This is a genomic window from Pseudomonas sp. Tri1, assembly GCF_017968885.1.
Lineage (GTDB): Bacteria > Pseudomonadota > Gammaproteobacteria > Pseudomonadales > Pseudomonadaceae > Aquipseudomonas.
The window spans coordinates 5,906,987-5,926,369 of sequence record NZ_CP072913.1 but is presented as its reverse complement, the minus strand read 5'-3'; the positions used below and the strand labels follow the sequence as shown (position 1 = coordinate 5,926,369).

The following is a 19,383-nucleotide window of genomic DNA, read 5'->3' as shown; positions in this document are numbered from 1 at the left end:
ATGAAGCGAATTCTCGACCCGCTCGACGAACGCATCATCGCCGAACTCCGGCTCAACGCCCGGGCCGCCCATGCCGAGCTGGCGGCGAAGGTCAACCTCTCGCGCAACGCCGTGCGCCAACGTATCGAACGCCTCGAACGCGACGGCGCGATCCAGGGGTATACTGTGCGCACCGGCGAGGGCGGGCAGGCTTCCTCGAACATCAACGCCGTGATCTTCGTCTACCGCTACGACCGCATGCGCGGCGCGGAAGTGCTGCAAGCCCTGCGAGCCATGCCGGAAGTGCAGCAGTGCGATGTGATGAGTGGCGAGTTTGATTTGATGCTGCGGGTGGGTGCGGCGAATCCGGAGCGGGTGCACAAGGTGTGGAAAGAGATCTCCGCGCTGCCGGGGGTGGAGAACACCGTGACGTCGTTTGTGTTGTCGTCGGTGGTCTAGCCCCGCTGGCTGCCTAAACAGTGCCCCCCTGTGGGAGCGAGCTTGCTCGCGATAGCGGTAGCCCAGCCAGCACCAATGTTGCCTGACCAGGCCCCATCGCGAGCAAGCTCGCTCCCACAGGGTTCTGTGCCCGGCCAGGGGTAAGCATGCGTTCAAAAGAAGCCCCCAGCCAGCCACAGATACCCCCTGCACCACAGACATATCCCCTCACCAGAAATGGACCGCGCCAACCTGAACTAAAAAGCCAACCCTGTTGGCTTTTTTCATGCCTGCCGCTTCGCCCACCTCCTGGTCAAAACGCCCAGAAAATAGAGCAAATTGGCATATTTCACTGCCCACGCCACCTCCCTAACCTAGATCCCAACAACCTCATCACCCGGATCAAGGACATAACAAAAATGACTGAATACAAACTGGCACTGGTCGGCTTTGGCGGTGTAAACCGGGCATTGGCTCAGCTCATCGCCGAGCGTAACGAAAGCTGGAAAACCGAACTCGGCTTCACCCTGAAAATCGTCGGCGTGACCGATCTGTTCCTCGGTTCGGTGATGGACCGCCACGGCCTCGACGCCGCCTCACTGGCCAAACTACCAGCCGCCAAAGGCGCCATGTCACAACTGCCCGGCGGCACCGTCGACGCCCTCAACGAAGCGGTGATCAAAGACTGCGGCGCCGACATCATCGCCGAAGCCACTTTCACCAACCCGGTGGACGGCGAGCCCGCCACCTCGTTCTGCCGCTGGGCGCTGGAGCGCGGCAAACACGTGGTCACCACCAACAAAGGCCCCATCGCCCTGCACGGCGCCGAGCTCAAGGCCCTGGCCCGGCGCAACAACGTCGCCTTCGAATACGAAGGCTCAGTGATGAGCGGCACCCCGGTCATTCGCCTGGCCAAACAATCCCTGGCCGGCAGTTCGATCACAGGTTTCGAAGGCATCCTCAACGGCACCTCCAACTTCGTCCTCACTTGCATGGAAGGCGGCCTCGGGTTCGCCGAAGCCGTCAGCCAGGCCCAAGCCCTGGGCTACGCCGAAGCCGACCCAACGGCAGATGTCGAAGGCCACGACGTGCGCCTGAAAGTGGTGATCCTCGCCAACGAACTGCTCGACGCCAAACTCACGGTCAACGACGTCACCTGCAGCGGCATCTCCGCTCTCAGCCTCGACGACATCGAAAAAGCCCGGCAAAACGGCGCGCGCTGGAAGCTCATCGGCGCCGCCACCCGCAATGCCGACGGCTCCATCAGCGCCAGCGTCGAACCGCGCCTGCTGAACAACGACCACCCACTGGCCAGCATCAGCGGCGCCACCAACGCCGTGTCCTTCACCAGCGAACTGCTCGGCGCCGTCACCGTCTCCGGTCCGGGCGCAGGCCGCACCGAAACCGCCTTCGCCCTGCTGTCGGACATCATCCACATTCACCAATCGGCAACCCGCAAACAGGAGCACAACCTGTGAACGTATCGCGCCTGGCCCTGGCGGTCGTCGAACCGCATATCGAAGTCCTCAACCCATTTGATGGCAGCATCGTCGGCACCGTCGCCGACGTGTGCGCCTCAGAAGTCCCACAATTGCTGGAGACCGGACGCAGCGGCGTACAAGCCTGCGCCGCGCTGCCACGTCATCGCCGCGCCAGCATTCTCGAACACGCTGCATTGAACATCGAACGCGACGCCAAAGCCTTCGCCCGGCTGATCGTCGACGAAGCCGGCAAGACCCTCAAACAGGCGGAAAAAGAAGTCAAACGCTGCGTCAACACCCTCAAGCTCTCCGCCGAGGAAGCCAAGCGCAACGCCGGCGAAATCGTCCCGTTCGACGCCTACGAAGGCGCCGAATCGCGCCAAGGCTGGTTCACCCGCGAACCCCTTGGCCTGATCGTCGCCATCACCCCCTACAACGACCCGCTGAACCTGGTGGCGCACAAACTCGGCCCGGCCATCGCCGGCGGCAACGCGGTGATCCTCAAACCGTCCGAACTGGCGCCGTTGTCGGCCCTCAAACTGGTCTCGTACCTGGTCGCCGCCGGCCTGCCACAAACCGTGGTCACCGTCGCCACCGGCGGCGCCGAACTGGGCAAAGCCCTGGTCAGCGCCCGCGACGTGCGGATGATCTCCTTCACCGGCGGCTTCGTCACCGGCGAACAAATCGCCCGCAGCGCCGGCCTGAAAAAACTCGCCATGGACCTCGGCGGCAACGCCCCCGTCATCGTCATGGGCGACTGCAACCTCGACGCTGCCGTCGACAGCTGCGTCTCCGGCGCCTTCTGGGCCGCCGGGCAAAACTGCATCGGCACCCAACGCCTGCTCATCCACGCACCGATCTACGCCGCCTTTCGCGAACGCTTCGTCAACCAGGCCCAGGCTCTGGTGGTGGGCAACCCACTGCTTGCCAATACCGACATCGGGCCGATGATCACCCAACAGGCCGCGCAGAACGCTGAACAGGTGGTGAACGAAGCCCTGCAACAAGGCGCCACTTTGCTCTGTGGTCATCGTCGACAAGGCAACTGCTACGCCGCCACGGTGCTGGAGAACGTCGATCATTCCAGCCGACTCTGGCGCAATGAAGCCTTCGCGCCGGTGGTGGTGTTGCAGCCCTTCGAGACGTTTGATGAAGCCATCGCGTTGGCTAACGAACCGGAATACGCGCTTCACGCCGGGATTTTCACCAACGACCTCAGCACCGCGATGAGCGCTGCGCGGCGAATCGAGGCGGGGGGCGTGATGATCAATGACTCGTCGGATTTTCGCTTTGATGCGATGCCGTTTGGCGGCTCCAAGTACGGGAGTTTGGGCAGGGAAGGGGTGCGGTTTGCCTATGAGGAAATGACCCAACCGAAGGTGGTGTGCCTGAATACGTTGGGTTGATAGGTCAGGTCGTTGGCATCGGGCAGGTTGGTCACCTGCCCGATTTTTTTGCGGCATCCAAAAGAGCCTCGATTCTTGCGTTTCACAAATATTTTTCAGGGGCTGTCGGCCAAATCGTCCTGGCTCATCTAAGCTGAATTTTCCTGGAATATGCGCCAAGTGCCTCCTCACATGAATGCGGCCAATCCGGCTTGCGGCACCGCTCAGCAGCCAGGCGGGAGGAAAGGATGCCGAACGTACTGGTGGTGGTCTGGGACTTCGATACCCGCAGATTAAGAGTCCCCGTCGAGAACAGTCTTCTCTGCATACAGCTTAGAATCGGGGCTTTGCTGTACATGGCGAGAACGGCCTTCGCCAAACATGTCGATCAACATAAACTGAATTATTGCCTTGTCGTCGCCCCCGAGTATCTTTTCTCCAAGGAAATGCCTACCTCGTTTATTTCGGAGGAAGAAAAAGAAATCATCCGGGCAACATTGGCAGATATTTCAAACAGAAATCCATGGCTGATATTCGTCCCAGGCACGACGCTTTGGTTCAAGTCAATGCAGCGCCCAGACTCCAGGATGCGGAAAAGGGGAACCCAGCAGTTGAAATCGTGGGGACAGGCCAGAAATATCAACAAGGCAAAATATGGTGTGGAAATGGATGCGGTCGTGAATGAAATCCCGAGGTGGGACCGCATAAACAAAGGGGTTTATGGCGATTATGCAAAGGCTACGAAGGAGCGTATCGCAAAAATCGAAGAAGAAGGTTCAGAAGCCAGCGGCGGAATCGTTAGAAATACCGGCTTCATCATTTGGGGTGGAAACGTTTTCTACCAGCATAAACGTTACCCCAATATAGGAAACGATGGGCTGGAAGAGCTCAATGGCCCGCAGTTCTGGGACGACAAGATATTCATGCCGGGCAGTTATCGGGAAACCCCAGCTGTCTATGGGCTGCAACTGGCTTTGGAAATATGTTCAGAACATTTCATTGGCGCGACGGTTTTGCATAAGAACAACGTCCTGGATTTCCATATCCTGGTCTCGGCCAGTATTGCTCTCGATGAAACTCGTGTAGGCGTAAAGCCTGGGGGGTATGTGGTTCATGCTGATTCAGAGGGCAGTTCAGTTTACCGGCGCGAAGGCATGAACCTGGTTCAACTCCAAGCCATTGATGAAACCGAAATAGGCTTGTTAGGTGTTGAAGCCGGTCGCGCCAGGAGTTTTGTTTGCGCGATTGCCTAGACCGAGCCTGACCCCGTCCGCCGAAAGAGCAGCAGTGGATGTGAAATCCAGAGCCGCGCTGACCCCGGGTATTGAGTGACTGAGCGTTCGTGACCACCGCCATAACAGACACTTCGCCCCCCCACTGTGGGAGCGAGCTTGCTCGCGATAGCGCTATACCAGTCAACATCAAAACCGCTGACTCACCCCCTCGCAAGCAGCCCACCACGTCCCGCTTCCCTTCATGCCGCTGACGGCGACAAATCTAAACCCCCATGTGGCTCCCCACCTTGCATTGGCCTTTGCGCCGAACGCGCAGGCTCAGTTGACCGATCCCTCTATGCACTGCTTCCGCCCGTTGCCCCGATACGCGCGTTTTGCACCGAGTAACGTTCAGTGCACCGACCGTGCAGGCAACGTCGTCGATCTAACCAGGAATGAACTTCTGCAAACGTTCAAGGCTGAAACGTATCAGCTAAAAGAAAAAACCAGATTATGCACAAATGCATTTTTTTGCTTGACCCGCATGCATGAGCCTCTATAAGGTGGCTTCACTGTATGTACATACAGTATTTCTAAAGCATCATTTATTTGAATCCATTCATGGACGAGGCAATAACTCATGAAAACCAACCCTGAAAAATTCGGTGTAACCCCCCATCAACCCAGCCTCTGGACCCGCGCTGATGCGTTGAAAGTCCGGGCAGACGATCCCACCACCACTCAGCCGCTGGTGAGCGCGGATTTCCCGGTACTGAACAACGACGTGTTTATCTGGGACACCATGCCCCTGCGCGACCTGGACGGTAACGTGACGTCTGTCGATGGCTGGTCGGTGATCTTCACCCTGACGGCCGATCGTCATCCAAACGACCCGCAGTACCTCGACGAGGACGGTAACTACGACATCCTCCGCGATTGGAACGATCGTCACGGTCGGGCAAAGATGTACTACTGGTTCTCTCGTACCGGCAAGAACTGGGAATTCGGTGGCCGTGTGATGGCCGAAGGCGTTTCGCCGACCGCTCGCGAATGGGCCGGTACGCCAATCCTGTTGAACGACCGAGGTGAAGTGGACCTGTATTACACCGCCGTCACCCCGGGCGCGACCATCGTCAAGGTACGCGGTCGAGTGGTGACCACTGAACACGGTGTCAGCATGGTCGGCTTCGAGAAGGTCAAGCCGCTGTTCGAGGCCGACGGCAACATGTACCAGACCGAAGCACAAAACGCGTTCTGGGGTTTCCGCGACCCATGGCCATTCCGCGACCCGAAAGACGGCAAGCTCTACATGCTGTTCGAGGGCAACGTGGCCGGTGAGCGCGGCTCGCACAAAGTGGGAGAGGCAGAAATCGGCGACGTGCCGCCGGGTTATGAAGATGTCGGCAACTCGCGCTACCAGACCGCCTGTGTCGGCATCGCCGTGGCCCGCGACGCGGACGGTGACGACTGGGAAATGTTGCCGCCACTGCTGACGGCCGTGGGGGTAAACGACCAGACCGAGCGCCCGCACTTCGTGTTCCAGGATGGCAAGTACTACCTGTTCACGATCAGCCATACCTTCACCTACGCCGACGGCGTGACCGGGCCGGACGGCGTGTACGGTTTCGTCGCGGACTCGCTCTTCGGCCCTTACGTGCCGCTGAACGGATCCGGCCTGGTGCTGGGCAACCCGTCCTCCCAGCCATTCCAGACCTACTCGCACTATGTAATGCCAAACGGCCTGGTGACCTCTTTCATCGACAGCGTACCGACCGACGAAACCGGCACGCAGATTCGTGTTGGCGGCACTGAAGCACCCACGGTGGGCATGAAAATCAAAGGGCAGCAGACGTTCGTGGTGGCCGAGTACGACTACGGCTACATCCCGCCGATGCTCGACGTCACACTCAAGTAATAGCGACGCAGGGGTTTCAGGCAGCGGGTTTGCGGTCGATGACAAAACCGTCGTGGATATGATCGAGATATCCCGCCTGATTCATTGCGACGTTGCTCGCAAGCCCCATTGAACAACGAGTCGTAACCCTCTTCGCGACTGGCTGCAAGGATGCAGCCGGTTGCGAATGCATTTCCCCGCGACGTATGTACACAAGCTCCTCTGTGGGAGCGAGCCTGCTCGCGATAGCGGTGTATCCGCAGCATTCCGGCCAGCTGTTTATCGTGACTCCACGAGACCAGCCCCGACCGACATCGCCTTGCGCCATTGCCTACAACTACGCCAGAATCCGCCGGCTTGTGCGTCTTTGGCCGCGTCGGTAGCTTTGATCCTGTCACTGCCCATCAGTGATCGGGTTTAGCAGCCCGTCGAGTTGAGTCGCATCAAGCTTCATCAGTCAGGTATTCCCATCCTGCACTTGATGGTGGCTGTGCGTGGGGCGCCCTCGGGCGCGCCGATTTCTTAACTCGTCGGTCTGCTAACCCGCGTACAGCTGCCACCCACTCGTTTAGCAGCGAGAGGGTCGTGGCCTCACCAAAGAGAGTTAAGGCTATGGTCAAAATTACACCGAACCCTCCAGCTACAGATGAAACCGTGTCTCGTGTTCAGTCTGCTCGTAACAAGAAACTTGATGATGCTGCCAATCGGGCTTTGGATTTCTATCTGAACCCTACGCCTGAGAAGGAAACGTCTGACAAGACCAACACCATCTTCCGTATTGCGCCGGATGTTGATTCGGAATGTCTGCTGGCCAATCTCAGTGAAAACCTAGCTTCGGCCAATGCCATGATCAGTGATTTGGCGTTTGGTCTTGAGGGATCTCGACGGCATTTTGCGTTGGGGATTTTGCAGGTGATTGAGGTGAGTGAGCTGATGGCGAATCGGGCTTTGGATATTGTTGAGGTGAGGTAGCAAGGGGCCGCGCTTACCCCAGGTATGAAAAAAGGTCCTGCATAGCAGGACCTTTTTTATGATCAGAGCACCGAGTTATCCGGAATATAAGCTCAATAGAGATGAGCAGGTCCCATCGCGCGTTCGTGGCATTAATTCTCCGGATGAGCAAGGGGCGATTCTTCACTTCCCCTTGGGAGTATGATTTCGGATGTCGTAATGACATCATTAAGTTCGCAGAACAAATCGACCCATCTAGCAAGGAACGCTCGGCCATGGCCATAGATCTAAAAGACGACGACCAACTCAAGGCCGCCTGTGAAAGTGCCCTGCAGCAATACCGCCTTTCCCCGGGTCATGACGCGTGGCTCAATAAGCTCTCCAATTTCCTTCTCAGAGTTCGCAACACTGATCATCAGGGTTTCATTAGTGAAGCTTTCCAGAAAGAGCTGTGGGACAGCGAGGCAGTGTCGGCGACTGGCATGGGCCGAATCGATATCTCTGCTGTGGTCAAAGAGCCTCTGGTCGCCGAATGTCTGTGGCGGTTGAAATCGCAGTCTCCCGACCTCGATCCTGTCCAGCAGGAGCAGTTGATCAATGACACTTGGTCCCAAGTGGCTGAGCTGGTAGAGCCACTCGTCAAGCGTAATCCACGGTTGAAGCGCTATCGTCTATTCGCTGCCCTGTGTCCTGAGTACTTCACAACCATTACGCATCACCGGAAGCTGCGCGAGTTGGCGGTCTCAATGGGCATTAGTCGCGGTGCCGAAAATCGATTGGCACTACATCGTCTGGTCAAACAGCGCCTTGATGCGGTATTGGGCGAGCCAGGGCCTATTTTCTCGCAAGGCTGGGTGGAGCGCATGACGCTCCCATGGCTACTCTACGTGTTACATGTACAGAATCAGGAGCTGGAAGCTACCGAGACCGCAGATCTGACGACGGGCGAGGAAAAGCTCAATCCCCTTCCAGCTGATCGTCGACGCCGCGGCATGCTTGCGATAGGTGGGTACGTTTCAACCATTCGAGCAATGATCGAGTTTGCGAGAGAGGGCTGTACTCGAGAAGACTTTCGCGAGCATATGCGCTCACTGAATCAAGCATTGGCGCCTGCCACGATTTCTACTCAGATGAATGCTCTGATCGCTGAGTGGGGGGTCTTGCGAGCAGATGGCGACAACCTTGTTTTGACTCCACGGGGGGAAGGTTTTCTGGAGTCCGGCGACCCTGATGAAGTCTCCGACTGGCTTCTGACCCGAATACTGGGGCTCGACAATCTTTTATATGCACTGAAGACAGCGCCGATGCCAACCAAAGCGGCTGTTGCCGAGTTGCAGAAGGTCAACGCAAATTGGACAAGCACCTTTGTGCCCAACAGCTTGATCAACTGGACTCGGGCACTGCAATTGGTCGAGTTATCAACCGATAAAATGCTTCGTCTGTCCGACCGAGGAGAGAGCTGGGCTGCGCGTATTCACTGGGTCCCAGATGTGCTGGTGATCGCCGCTCCGTTGTCTACGATTGCAGATGGCTCTGCTGCGAGTCTGGTTCTCGGCGGTTCGGTGGAACGCCCGCCACTCAAGCAAATCATCGCCAGTTTTGACGAAAATATCCGCTTTAAGGACGAGCTTATTGGTCAACTCGACGCGGGGTTGTGGGGACATCCTCGTCGACACTTTGCCGTGCTGACAGGCCTGAGTGGTGCGGGCAAAACACTGTTGGCGCGGGGTTACGCCCTTGGTATGCGCAGCAATGAAGATGACCCAAAAAGTGGTTTGCTCATTGTTCCGGTGCAACCAGGTTGGCACGACCCATCGTGTCTATTGGGTTACGTTAATCCACTGGACAGCGATACCTATGTACGTACGGGGTTCCTCGACTTTCTGCTTCAGGCCAGCGCAGACCCCGATCGACCCTACACAGTGGTGTTGGACGAAATGAACCTGTCCCATCCTGAGCAATATTTCTCGCCATTGCTCTCGGCTATGGAAACCGGGGACAACATAGAACTGCACGCCCAGGGTGGTGAAGTAAACGGAGTGCCGCCGAACGTTCCCTATCCCAGCAACCTCGTCATTATCGGCACCGTCAATATGGACGAAACGACCCATGGCTTGAGCGACAAGGTGCTTGATCGTGCTGCCGTTATCGAGTTTTGGGACATCGATGTTGAGGCTTTCCCAGGTTGGAGAAACTGTGAACTGTCTGAGCAGCAAATCACCGTTGTACGGCAAACGCTCAAGGATCTCGTTCAGGCCCTGCGTCCCGTGCGTCTGCACTTTGGTTGGCGCACGATCCGTGACGTGATTGGTTACGTCCAAGAGGCTGAGCGGGGAGGGGTGATCGAATTTAACGGCGCATTGGACCAAGCGATTTACGCCAAAGTACTTCCTAAGCTCCGAGGAGAAGATAGTCCACGCATTAAGACTGCCTTTGGTTCGGTGAAGAAGGTATTGGAAAATGCCGACCTGAAAGCATCTACTCAAAAGGTTCATGAGCTGCTTGATGACCTGCAGTATCTCGGATCCGCCCGGTTCTGGCGTTAACCATGGCGATTATCCGTTGTATCGACATGCAGGGCGGTCATTTCGAAGTGACGCCTGATGATCTATCGCCGGGCTTTAGCGAACTCGGCGACTACTTTTTTGCAGCGATACCCGAGCACCAATTTTATATCGACGATGTAGCGCTCGATGAGACGCTCCATCAAGGCGTAGCTGTGTGGGCATGGAGCCCTGGATTTTACGCGGGCGAGGTTGTGGCCGAGCTGACTAGTCAGGATAAATTGATCGCCAGCTATCGCTTGGATGTTTCGCCTCACGCCACGAAGTTAGGGCGCGAGTCGTTCTCCCAAATGATTGACGAAATTCTCTCGTTCGACCCTAACCTTTTGTTTGGTACTGAGCACGCTCAAACGAAAATTGGCATCGACGGCAGCTCAAGCAACCTGCACCTTCAGTATTCGAGATTGCGACAGTATGGGGCGCAGCTCATCACTGCCTTTACCCGTGTGACGGAAAAGCCGCTGACCCGCTTACGTCGCGAACGAACCCAGGCTAATGCCAACCACGTTAAGCGGCTTGACCAGCAAGCGGTCCGCAAGGCATTAAGAGATCCAGCCGCTCTTTCGTTTTTGCATTCAAGCGCCGCGCCATCGTGCGCGCCTGATCAGGTCAAGTTCGACATTTCTACGGTTTTTAACGACCTTGATAATCCGGCAAATCAAACCTTGGCGTGTACCCTGATCGAAGTCATGCGTCGCTGCCGACAAGTCAGCCTCGAGTTTCAAGCGCAGCTAAACAAAAAGGATCGCGAGTCCAGCACCCGATCTGCTTTAGCTCCCCGACTGGTTCGCCGGATAGAATATTTAGAATCATTGCATGGGGCGTTGCGCCGTATCCAACGTATGGAGCCGTTCCGGAGCCTCAAAAATAGCAGGCTGTCCGCAGCGGGACTGAACGCTGTTTCAGCCCATCCGGTATATGCGAGAGCCTACCGATTTGCCTGGTACACATTACGATCAGGATTGATGGGTGACTCCAACGGCGAGAGTTTATGGATAAGCCCTACCTGGGAAATCTATGAGCGCTGGTGCTACGTGAAAATCGTTGAGCAGATGCGGCTGCGGTATCCGCAGTTGGAGTGGGTAGGGGAATATCCCTCGCAGCGTGACGATTGCATTCGGTGGACAGGAAAAGGCACTGGCTTTGAAGTAAACGTTTGGTTGCAGGTGCAGTGCTCCTCCTTTGGTGAAAAGCCTTACAAGGGTTTTTCCAGCATTTCTGGACAGCGGTTTCCCGACATCGCAATTACTCTGGAGTCACCCGAAGCGAGCCGGTTTTTTATAGCTGACGCAAAGTATAGGGTCAGTAGGCAAGGGGTTCTGGAGGGGATGGAGTCCGCGCATATATATCGCGACAGCTTGCGATGGAAGGGGCGTCGGCCGGACTGTGTGGTCTTGCTGGTGCCTAAGGGCGGTGGCGTCGCCGGAATGGAGTCTGATGATTATCGGCGTGCAAACGGAGTGGGGGTGATTGTTATGGGCTGTGGTGACGATGCTGTTGTTATGGCGAATATATGGGATGAGTTGGGCAGCCCTCTGATTGCGACCATGGAATGAATAGCCCCGATGAGCGCTCAGATTTTGCAACAACCTACTGCACAATTACCCGGTTGCTATCTCCGGCTTGAAACTACTGGACGTTAACCGCTTCAGCGCGATATCAAGCGCCTGATCATCGAACAGCTTGCTTTTACGAGCCGCAGCACCCGCTCCGCCATCCCAATGCTTCAACGCCTCGCGCACGGCCGGCACAGTCGGGGAAATCCCTTCCTGGCTCAGCAACCAATCAACCGTCGCTAACAACTCCATGCCGAAAGGCGACTCAAACCCATCGATCAACTCGGCGGTGCGCTCCAAGGCCTGGGCGTACGCCTTGGCCTCTGTTTGAAGATAGGTCTGCAAGAAAGCTTTGCGTCCTTCGTCAAACCAGATCACATCGCTGATACCAGCATCACTGATGCGCTTATCGCAATGCAGATAGCTGCCGTCCAGATTGTTGAGCAGATGCTCCAGCCGGTTGGCATACGGCCCGTACTTATGAGCAACGAACTGGAGATTCAGCGGGTTTTCGGTGTTTGGCCGCTTTTCGATGGCGCGCTCAAGGAACCAAGCCAGCTTCTGAATCTCAAGCAGGCTGCATTCCATCCCCAGAACCCAGTAGCGACGAACCAGTTCGGCAATCAGTGCACGAGCAGGCGTGAGCTTCTCCACACCGTTACGCTTAGCAACGTTCAGATACTGGTTGGAAGGCTCGAACACCAGCACATCGACATCAAGATCACTCAGGATCTCAACAATCTGTTCGCGAACCTCTGGCCATTTCAAACCACCGTTGCCAGCCCCTAGCGGTGGAACCGCCACGGACTTCACATCGTTTTCGATCAGAAAGCGACGTAGGTCGTGCAAACCTTCGGTTATCCATGCCATCTGCGAAGGTGAGCGCCAGTGACGTTTAGTCGGGAAGTTCACAATCCAGCGTGGCCCCTCCAGCTCGCTGACCGCGGTCACGTGAACGTTGCCCGTCTCCACTTCGCCAGCCTTGCAGGCAGCCAAGTACAGGCGGTAATTCTCCGTGAAGCGCTCCTTGAACATCAGTGCGATACCTTTACCCATCACGCCGACGGTATTCACAGCGTTGACTAGGGCTTCCGTTTCGGCTTCCAGGAGGTTGCCTTGGGTAAAAAGGATCATTGGAAATACCATCCCGACGTGCATAGACAGGCATCGTAGGTTGGGGCGGGCATGGAGGTCCTCCTTTGGCGGCTGAGAAATTTGGCGTTCAATACCTTAGGAACGTCAGACTCCAACTAATAGCTGATACTGCAGAGACGCATGGAAGATGATTTGCCTTTATCTCCGAACTCCTAAGGGGCATTTCCCGCCTTAGAAGTTCGGAGGCCAAGTGTTTCTTGCGGCTGTTACTCTCTACTTAGACAAGAGCAGAATGGTGAGGGCGTGGTGCGGGTTGTGGCAGGTTTAACTTGGCACTAATCAACATTTCTTGCACAGTGCCACGCAGCGTGCCGGTACCGTCCATCAACGACTGTACCAATGGTTCGAATGTTTTGCGCTCAGCATCTGACAAAATAGGAACCAGCACAGCAGACAAATCTGCTTCATGAATTTCTGCCAAACCATCCGAGCCCCTTGCAAGCGCCCGCATTTGGGTGGCATAAGTTTCTGAGCAAAGGAAAACACAGACATCCACTAAATACTTTCGCATGCCTTCTTTCAATCTCAAACGATGGCAACCATTGGTGACAACGAGGTTTGCGGCAGGTTTTTGCTCGATAAGACACCACTTGGTCACGCTACTCCAAATGGATCCTATAAAGACGTCTAGTGAGCCCGCCAGGTGCCGGCCTCTAGCTGGAAGTTGCCAGCCTCGGATAGGTGTGGCTCGATACTCTCCAGCTCCCATGCTATCAATGTCTATATACGCGTAAAGCTCCTCATCTTTCTTCTGAAAGGATGTGCCTTTAGCCCTCGTGCCTTGAGAAATAACTTCAAAAATTGATGTTAATGGTAAATGTTTTTTTGATTGGATCTGTGCAACCAGAGCCGCATATTTCCTTGAGTGTCTTTTAGGATCAAGTGTTCGCGTTGGATCAGTCAGAACGTTCTCAATCGAAACGGCCCATCCATGCGCTCCCGAACCATGTGGAGCTATACCGAGGCTTTTAACCATCCATGGAAATTGTGCGACGGCTGGGCTTGAGCGCATATCAGCCAAAGCGGATTCAAAGTCTGACTTTATGACTTTTTTGCCGTCGGAACCGACAATGTAACTACCATCTAATTCGTCGCGTAGATAAGTTGGAAGAGCCTTGTTATCACCAACGCTCCAGCCGACATTTTCAATTAGTTCGGCGTTGAACATGTAGTCCTGATCGTCGTCGGAGGATGAAAGTGGCTTGGCGCGCTTTTCTAAGTAGAGCACGCTAGCACTAACGTCAGCCCCGCTAGTTTTAAAGGTGAAGCGGGGAAAGCCGCAGACTGAGACAATGCGGCATTGACGTAGAAGCCACTCTCTAAATGCAACGTATCGGTCTGAGCGATTGCCTAGGTAGCCATTTGGGACGATTATGGCTATGCGTCCTCCTGCTCTAGCTTGATGCACACAAACTTCAGCAAACAACAGTCCTTTTTCTTGCTGTGCTAAAACCTCTTCGGATTGACGCCATTCGCCCGCAGCGTCCTTGCTCCATACGTGACCTAAGCTGAACTCTTTAAGTACCTCACGCCGTTTTTCGACGATTTTTACGCCGAACGGAGGGTTGCAAACAACATTGTGATATTGAACAGGCTTGAATTTTTTGTCCTTTCTGGCTTCTGCTCGGTCAGCAGCAACAGCAAGGAGAGAGTCTTGCTTCTGAATGTTTGTTTTGCCGTCGCCATTTAATAGCATGTTCAGTACGGAAATCTGCACTGCTTTTTTGTCATCATCAGCCCCGTGCAACATGTCGGCTGGATTTTTGATTTTTTTATCGCGGCTACGGTGAAAGGTTGCAACTAAAAAGTCAGCGCTACCGCAGGCAGGGTCTTTTACCAGTTCTCCTGAAACTGGGTTTAAAGCCTCAACAATAAAGTCTGTAACGGTCGGGGGGGTGAAATATTGTGCCAAGTCCCATCGATAAAGATCTTTAGCAAATTTCATGTAGAAGGTTTGGATGACTTCTTTGTTTGCAGCAGTTATTAAGTGGGGTGCCATTATTTGGCCGCAGTAGGCGAGCACCTCATTGTTTACCTGAAAGCGATCTTCTATCGCCTTGGGCAAATGAGCGCTGTAAAAGCTCACTGCAGACTCAAGCACGGAGTTAAGCGAGTTAGCTGCATCGATCGCATTTGTGCCAATAGATTCATAATCTTGGAAGACGCACTCGGATGTTGGATCTGATTCACGCTCATGTTCATCATAAATTTTGGCGAGGATAAGCTGTAGCATCAGCTCGTAGCGCTCCTCTAATGAGACGGATGCCCCATGGAGAACGTCCTCAATTCGAGAAAAAACTTCTAGTAACGAGTCAGGGGGAATGAGGTCAGCATGTACCAATGCCTTTGCCTTAATCGTTTTTCCAGGCTTTGGTAACAGTGCTAGGGGGCCGCTTTTTATTGCGAGAGACGTTCCAGTGTCCTCTTTCCAGAACACTCGAGGGTTGATTCCATCCCAATAGAGAGCAATGGAGTCCTTTCGGGGAGCAAAATTGAGTAGGGGTTCAACTTGCGTTTTACGGACGTAGTCCGCTTTATGATCATCTCGTTTGACTTCGACCAAAACTATTGCATGTTTTAGCATCTCTTCGAGCGAGTCTGGGGCCGTCATGTCAAGGCAGGATGCTTCTACATCAAGGATTGCAAAATCGCAACGAAAGCTGTTCTTGCCTCCATTGCCAAATTTGGCAATCACTGCTTCGATTTTGATTCGCTTTGGATCGTAGCCAAGCGAGAGGCAATATCGGATCGCGTCTATGCGATGCCGCTCCTCCAACGCGCTTAGGTCGGTCGAGGCTTTCTTTTTTGGCTTTAGCAATCCTCTGATAGGACAGGTAAGCATCAGGGGGGTGACGGTGGTGGCCATGTTTTCTACTGCTCACTTAAGTCGAACGTTCAGGTGCCGCACCCGCAACGTTACGCGACGGTCGCCAGGGGGCTTGAAATGATGACGGAGTCTAACCTTGTGACGCGAAATAACCAAAGAGGCTTGTAAGGGGGATCGTCCGAAAGCTGCCGAGCCCGGGAAGATGGCCAGACGCCTGTATGTGTTTGGCCGCGGCCCCTGCCGCGGTATGCCAGTTTGATGGGACGTTCGGTTGCATCATTTTTACCTCCCCTTGCGGTACTCTGCTCGTTGAAGGCGAAAATGCTTGCTCGCGTCTCTTTTAGCTCGAAAACGGGCGGATCGTATTTAATTCGTCCGTTTCATCTATCTGCGCCTCCAACGTTTTCCATTGCTACCCTGTTGCTTCGGTCGGTCTGCTGGCATTCAACAATGCATCCACCACGGCTCTAGCCATCTCCACAGAGTGAACCATTGACCAAATCAACCCTCGTTCAAGGCCGCTGCCATGTTCGGTGATTTCATCGCTAACCTGTAGCGCACAGTCAAGTAACAGAGATACGTGAACCAGCGCTTCTTCCGCGCTGACACCCGCTCGTACGCAGAATGGTGAGTCACGACCGACTGGAATAGGTGTGGTTTTCTTCAGCTGCTTGAGAACGCGGTTATCTACGTCGCGAGAATTGAAATGCTGAAGAATTTGTTGGTTGACGAGGTCATATTGACGATTTCTACGCTGCCCAGATTGGGACGACGGTGGGGCTGGGACGAGTTTTTTCATGATGCATCTCCTAATCAATTGAGGTGCCGTCATCGTCGCTGCTAAACGATTAGGGTGGCGGCCGTTTGCAGGTTAGCAGACCGGTGATTAGGAACCCGGCGCACCCGAGGGTGCCCTGCGCACGGCCACCATAAAGCTGGGGCCATAAAAAAGCGCCATGCAATGGCGGCGCTTTGCGCCTAATCAAACGGCGGGCTGCTAAACCCGATCACTGAATTGGCAGTGACAACCGAAGACTAGTCAGCGCATTTGTCAGGCGCAAGCGAGTTTGATTTTCTAGGAAACTTCCTTCAATAGAAAGTGAAGCAACTTACTTTTTTGCTCCGTCACCCCGTAGAAGCAAAAGTGCCAGCACCATTGACACAATTATTCAATTCTCAGTAGATGGAAACAGTTTTCCACCAGACATTAAAAAGCCGGCTTATGGCCGGCTTCTCGTTGACTAACTCAGTTCGTTTTTGACAAACCTCACCAGCCTTCAAAACGTACATCCGGCTCTTGCGGCCGGCTGTGGGACTTGGTCAGAAAGTGATCTGCCTTGTCGGTGCGAGGCGTGGGCTCGCAAATGTGGGGCGGAGGATACGCGGGTTTTGCTTGGAATCCCAGTGGTAAGTGGTGTGGAATCATTGGGTTAGGGGTGATTCAGGGGAAAAGCAGGGGGCTGCTGCGCAGCCCAGCGGGGATAAATCCACTCGCCACAAAAGCACCTGCCACAGCTCCTACTGCAGTTCCTGCCACGGTTTCTGGTCTTGGGTGGGTTAGTCGAACACCGGCGGTCTCCGTTTGTTGAGGGTTGACCACCAGAACACCCAGCCAATCACCCGTATGTTCTGCGCATCAATCTGTTCCGCACTGAAGACCTCGTCAGGATACGCAGCACAGTTATGGCTACGCAGCCGCAGCCGATTACCGGGAACGCGATGCAGGTATTTGATACGCAGCATGCCGTCGTGCTCAAGCGCATAGATATGGCCGTCGACGATTTGGGTCAGGCCGCGGTCGATGGCGAGGGTGGAGCCGTCTTCGATGCGTTCGGCCATGCTGTCGCCGACCATGGTGATGCAGATGGCGTCGCCGGGGTCGATTTCCAGGGATTCTAGGTGGCTGCGGGGCAGGCGGATGGATTGGTCGGGGATTTCGATGATGTGGGTTTTGGTTTCGCCGGGGGCGATGGGGGCTTCCTTGTAGAAAGGCAGTTCGATGTCCGTGGGTTCCAGCACGCTGTAGACGCCATCGTTTTCGGCGGCTTCATAGGTGGTGCCGGGGCCGAGGCCCAATGGGGTTTGGGGGCCTTCGCCGTGGGCGAGCCACTCCGGGCTGACCGTCAGCAGGCTGGCGATGGAGTGGATGCGCCCGGGCGGGATGCCACGGTTGAACCAGTTGTTTATGTGCTGGGATTTCACGCCGTATAACTTCGCGAAGTCGGCGGATCGGATATTCGCTTCTTTTAGAAGGGCTCTGAAGCGGTCGCCACTGGAAAGTATTTTCATAAACGGAAAGTTTAGAGACGAAGCTGTTTTCGGCAATAAACATGTCGTTCAAATATATAAGACGATCTTTCCGTTTGCAGGATTTGAAAGCGGCGGGCTAAACGCAGTTAAACAGTATTAATACAACTTCGTATTAAGCACTATTAAGGCATAAAAAAACCCCGGTGCAAACCGGGGTTCTTCTTCAATTCAGTTTCAGCCTTTGTAGGCGGCAACCGATTTGGTGATCGCTTCGCGGGCGGCGTCTGCACCGGCCCAGCCTTCGATCTTGACCCACTTGCCTTTTTCGAGGTCTTTGTAGTTCTCGAAGAAGTGTTCGATCTGCTGGATCAGCAGCGCTGGCAGGTCGGTGTATTCCTTCACGTCGACGTACAGTTGCGACAGTTTGTCGTGTGGTACGGCGATGACTTTGGCATCGCCGCCGCCGTCGTCGGTCATGTTCAGGATGCCGACCGGACGGGCGCGGATGACCGAGCCTGGGGCCACTGGGTATGGGGTCACGACCAGCACGTCGAGGGGGTCACCGTCGTCGGCCAGGGTGTTGGGGATGAAACCGTAGTTGGCCGGGTAGAACATGGGGGTGGCCATGAAACGGTCAACGAACAGGCAGTCGCTGTCTTTGTCGATTTCGTATTTGATCGGGGCGTGGTTGGCCGGGATTTCGATCGCGACGTAGATGTCGTTCGGCAGGTCTTTGCCAGCCGGAATCTTGCTGTAGCTCATTGGGCGGTGCCCCCGTTAGTTGACCAAATGACTGGTCGGATTGACCAAAAAGTGGCGGCGATTATAGGCATATTCAGCCGCTGTTGCCACGTTAGCAGGGTCTTAGAGACCTTAGTATGACCCCTGATAGACCGGATCTTCGGCCTGAAGTTGCCGCAGCCGGGCCAAAGGATCCTGGCGGTAGAACGCCTGGAGTTGTGCATAGACCTTGGGATAGGCCTGGTGCAGCAGGTCCGGGGCGCTGAAGAAGTATTCGCTGGTGACGGCGAAGAATTCCGCCGGGTTTTCCGCGGCGTAGGGGTCGATGACGGTTTCTGCGTCGGGGTTGTGGTCCAGTTGCCGGTTGAGGTCGTCGAAGGCCTGTTGCATGGCGTCGGCCCAGTCGCTGACGCGCATGTCGGCGTGCAGTGGCGGCAGGCCGTTGGCGTCGCCGTTGAGCATGTCGAGTTTGTGCGCCAGTTCGTGGATCACCAGGTTGTAGCCGTCCCAGCCGCCGCTGGCGAGCACGCCGTCCCAGGCCAGGATGATCGGGCCCTGGGGCCAGGCTTCGCCGCTGTGTTCGCCGTCCCATTCGTGCTCGATGCCGCTGGCGTCGCGGTAGCGCTGGGGGCTGAGGAAGTCGTCGGGGTAGAGGACGATTTCGTGGAAGCCCTGGTACCAGTTCAGCTCGCCGAGGTGCATCAGCGGCAGTTGCGCCTGGGCGGCGAGCAGCAGGCGTTGTTCCTGGTGCAGTTCGACGCCGGGCAGGGCGGTGAGGTGTTTTTCATGCAGGAACAGCACGCAGGCTTCTCGTAGCCAGTGGTCCTCGGCGGCGCTGATGCCGTCGAGGAAGCTCAATTGATGACGCACGCGCTGCCAGGTTTCCTCGGTGACGGGGTGTTTGGCGAGGGTGCGTTGGCGGCGCCAGTTGCTCAGGGACCACATGGG

Annotated in this window: 14 protein-coding genes; 8 read left to right on the top strand and 6 right to left on the bottom strand. The window is 55.5% G+C overall.

The genetic code is table 11. From position 1 onward, the window contains the following. From J9870_RS25795 to J9870_RS25760, 8 genes are all read left to right on the top strand, one after another. Positions 1–438 carry an Lrp/AsnC family transcriptional regulator gene (locus J9870_RS25795; RefSeq protein WP_109756321.1) on the top strand — a complete coding sequence of 146 codons (438 nt, stop codon included), beginning with the start codon at positions 1–3 and terminating at the stop codon, positions 436–438. A 398-nt stretch (positions 439–836) separates the two neighbouring features. Beyond that, a complete protein-coding gene (locus tag J9870_RS25790) occupies positions 837–1,895 on the top strand; it encodes a homoserine dehydrogenase (protein ID WP_210641261.1) in 1,059 nt (352 codons plus the stop codon). After that, complete coding sequence (locus J9870_RS25785; RefSeq protein WP_210641259.1) at positions 1,892–3,304, top strand: aldehyde dehydrogenase family protein; 1,413 nt, start codon at positions 1,892–1,894, stop codon at positions 3,302–3,304. Before J9870_RS25790 ends, J9870_RS25785 begins: the two co-directional genes overlap by 4 nt. A gap of 227 nt (positions 3,305–3,531) precedes the next feature. After that, positions 3,532–4,536 carry a hypothetical protein gene (locus J9870_RS25780; RefSeq protein ID WP_210641257.1) on the top strand — a complete coding sequence of 335 codons (1,005 nt, stop codon included), beginning with the start codon at positions 3,532–3,534 and terminating at the stop codon, positions 4,534–4,536. Positions 4,537–5,137: 601 nt separating this feature from the next. After that, entirely contained in the window at positions 5,138–6,412 is a 1,275-nt protein-coding gene (locus J9870_RS25775; RefSeq protein WP_109756316.1) for a glycoside hydrolase family 68 protein, read from the top strand. 591 nt (positions 6,413–7,003) lie between these two features. After that, positions 7,004–7,363 carry a DUF6124 family protein gene (locus J9870_RS25770; RefSeq protein WP_210641256.1) on the top strand — a complete coding sequence of 120 codons (360 nt, stop codon included), beginning with the start codon at positions 7,004–7,006 and terminating at the stop codon, positions 7,361–7,363. Positions 7,364–7,617: 254 nt separating this feature from the next. Next, positions 7,618–9,888 (top strand): hypothetical protein, encoded by a 2,271-nt coding sequence (locus tag J9870_RS25765; RefSeq protein WP_210641254.1) that lies wholly within the window; start codon positions 7,618–7,620, stop codon positions 9,886–9,888. A 2-nt stretch (positions 9,889–9,890) separates the two neighbouring features. After that, positions 9,891–11,462 (top strand): DUF2357 domain-containing protein, encoded by a 1,572-nt coding sequence (locus tag J9870_RS25760; RefSeq protein ID WP_210641252.1) that lies wholly within the window; start codon positions 9,891–9,893, stop codon positions 11,460–11,462. 45 nt (positions 11,463–11,507) lie between these two features. Here the strand turns inward: J9870_RS25760 and J9870_RS25755 are convergent, their stop codons facing one another. The 6 genes from J9870_RS25755 to J9870_RS25730 form a co-directional block, all read right to left on the bottom strand. Beyond that, positions 11,508–12,596: a macro domain-containing protein gene (locus J9870_RS25755; protein ID WP_210641250.1), complete on the bottom strand. Its 1,089-nt coding sequence runs from the start codon at positions 12,594–12,596 to the stop codon at positions 11,508–11,510. A gap of 238 nt (positions 12,597–12,834) precedes the next feature. Next, on the bottom strand, positions 12,835–15,483 hold the full coding sequence (locus J9870_RS25750; RefSeq protein ID WP_210641248.1) for an N-6 DNA methylase: 2,649 nt from the start codon (positions 15,481–15,483) through the stop codon (positions 12,835–12,837). Positions 15,484–15,856: 373 nt separating this feature from the next. Further along, positions 15,857–16,243: a hypothetical protein gene (locus tag J9870_RS25745; RefSeq protein ID WP_210641246.1), complete on the bottom strand. Its 387-nt coding sequence runs from the start codon at positions 16,241–16,243 to the stop codon at positions 15,857–15,859. A gap of 758 nt (positions 16,244–17,001) precedes the next feature. Continuing rightward, positions 17,002–17,733, bottom strand: a complete 732-nt coding sequence (locus J9870_RS25740; RefSeq protein WP_210641244.1) for a helix-turn-helix transcriptional regulator — start codon at positions 17,731–17,733, stop codon at positions 17,002–17,004. A 195-nt stretch (positions 17,734–17,928) separates the two neighbouring features. Continuing rightward, complete coding sequence (gene ppa / locus J9870_RS25735) at positions 17,929–18,456, bottom strand: inorganic diphosphatase (RefSeq protein WP_047229468.1); 528 nt, start codon at positions 18,454–18,456, stop codon at positions 17,929–17,931. A 111-nt stretch (positions 18,457–18,567) separates the two neighbouring features. Continuing rightward, positions 18,568–19,380, bottom strand: a complete 813-nt coding sequence (locus tag J9870_RS25730) for a M90 family metallopeptidase (protein WP_210641241.1) — start codon at positions 19,378–19,380, stop codon at positions 18,568–18,570. Positions 19,381–19,383 lie beyond the last annotated feature (3 nt).

Bases quoted from the DNA above. Each gene is read 5' to 3' on its own strand.
- J9870_RS25795 (WP_109756321.1), top strand. From the start codon at position 1: ATGAAGCGAATTCTCGACCCGCTCGACGAACGCATCATCGCCGAACTC.
- J9870_RS25790 (WP_210641261.1), top strand. From the start codon at position 837: ATGACTGAATACAAACTGGCACTGGTCGGCTTTGGCGGTGTAAACCGG.
- J9870_RS25780 (WP_210641257.1), top strand. From the start codon at position 3,532: ATGCCGAACGTACTGGTGGTGGTCTGGGACTTCGATACCCGCAGATTA.
- J9870_RS25775 (WP_109756316.1), top strand. From the start codon at position 5,138: ATGAAAACCAACCCTGAAAAATTCGGTGTAACCCCCCATCAACCCAGC.
- J9870_RS25770 (WP_210641256.1), top strand. From the start codon at position 7,004: ATGGTCAAAATTACACCGAACCCTCCAGCTACAGATGAAACCGTGTCT.
- J9870_RS25765 (WP_210641254.1), top strand. From the start codon at position 7,618: ATGGCCATAGATCTAAAAGACGACGACCAACTCAAGGCCGCCTGTGAA.
- J9870_RS25760 (WP_210641252.1), top strand. From the start codon at position 9,891: ATGGCGATTATCCGTTGTATCGACATGCAGGGCGGTCATTTCGAAGTG.
- J9870_RS25755 (WP_210641250.1), bottom strand. From the start codon at position 12,596: ATGATCCTTTTTACCCAAGGCAACCTCCTGGAAGCCGAAACGGAAGCC.
- J9870_RS25750 (WP_210641248.1), bottom strand. From the start codon at position 15,483: ATGGCCACCACCGTCACCCCCCTGATGCTTACCTGTCCTATCAGAGGA.
- J9870_RS25745 (WP_210641246.1), bottom strand. From the start codon at position 16,243: ATGAAAAAACTCGTCCCAGCCCCACCGTCGTCCCAATCTGGGCAGCGT.
- J9870_RS25740 (WP_210641244.1), bottom strand. From the start codon at position 17,733: ATGAAAATACTTTCCAGTGGCGACCGCTTCAGAGCCCTTCTAAAAGAA.
- ppa (WP_047229468.1), bottom strand. From the start codon at position 18,456: ATGAGCTACAGCAAGATTCCGGCTGGCAAAGACCTGCCGAACGACATC.
- J9870_RS25730 (WP_210641241.1), bottom strand. From the start codon at position 19,380: ATGTGGTCCCTGAGCAACTGGCGCCGCCAACGCACCCTCGCCAAACAC.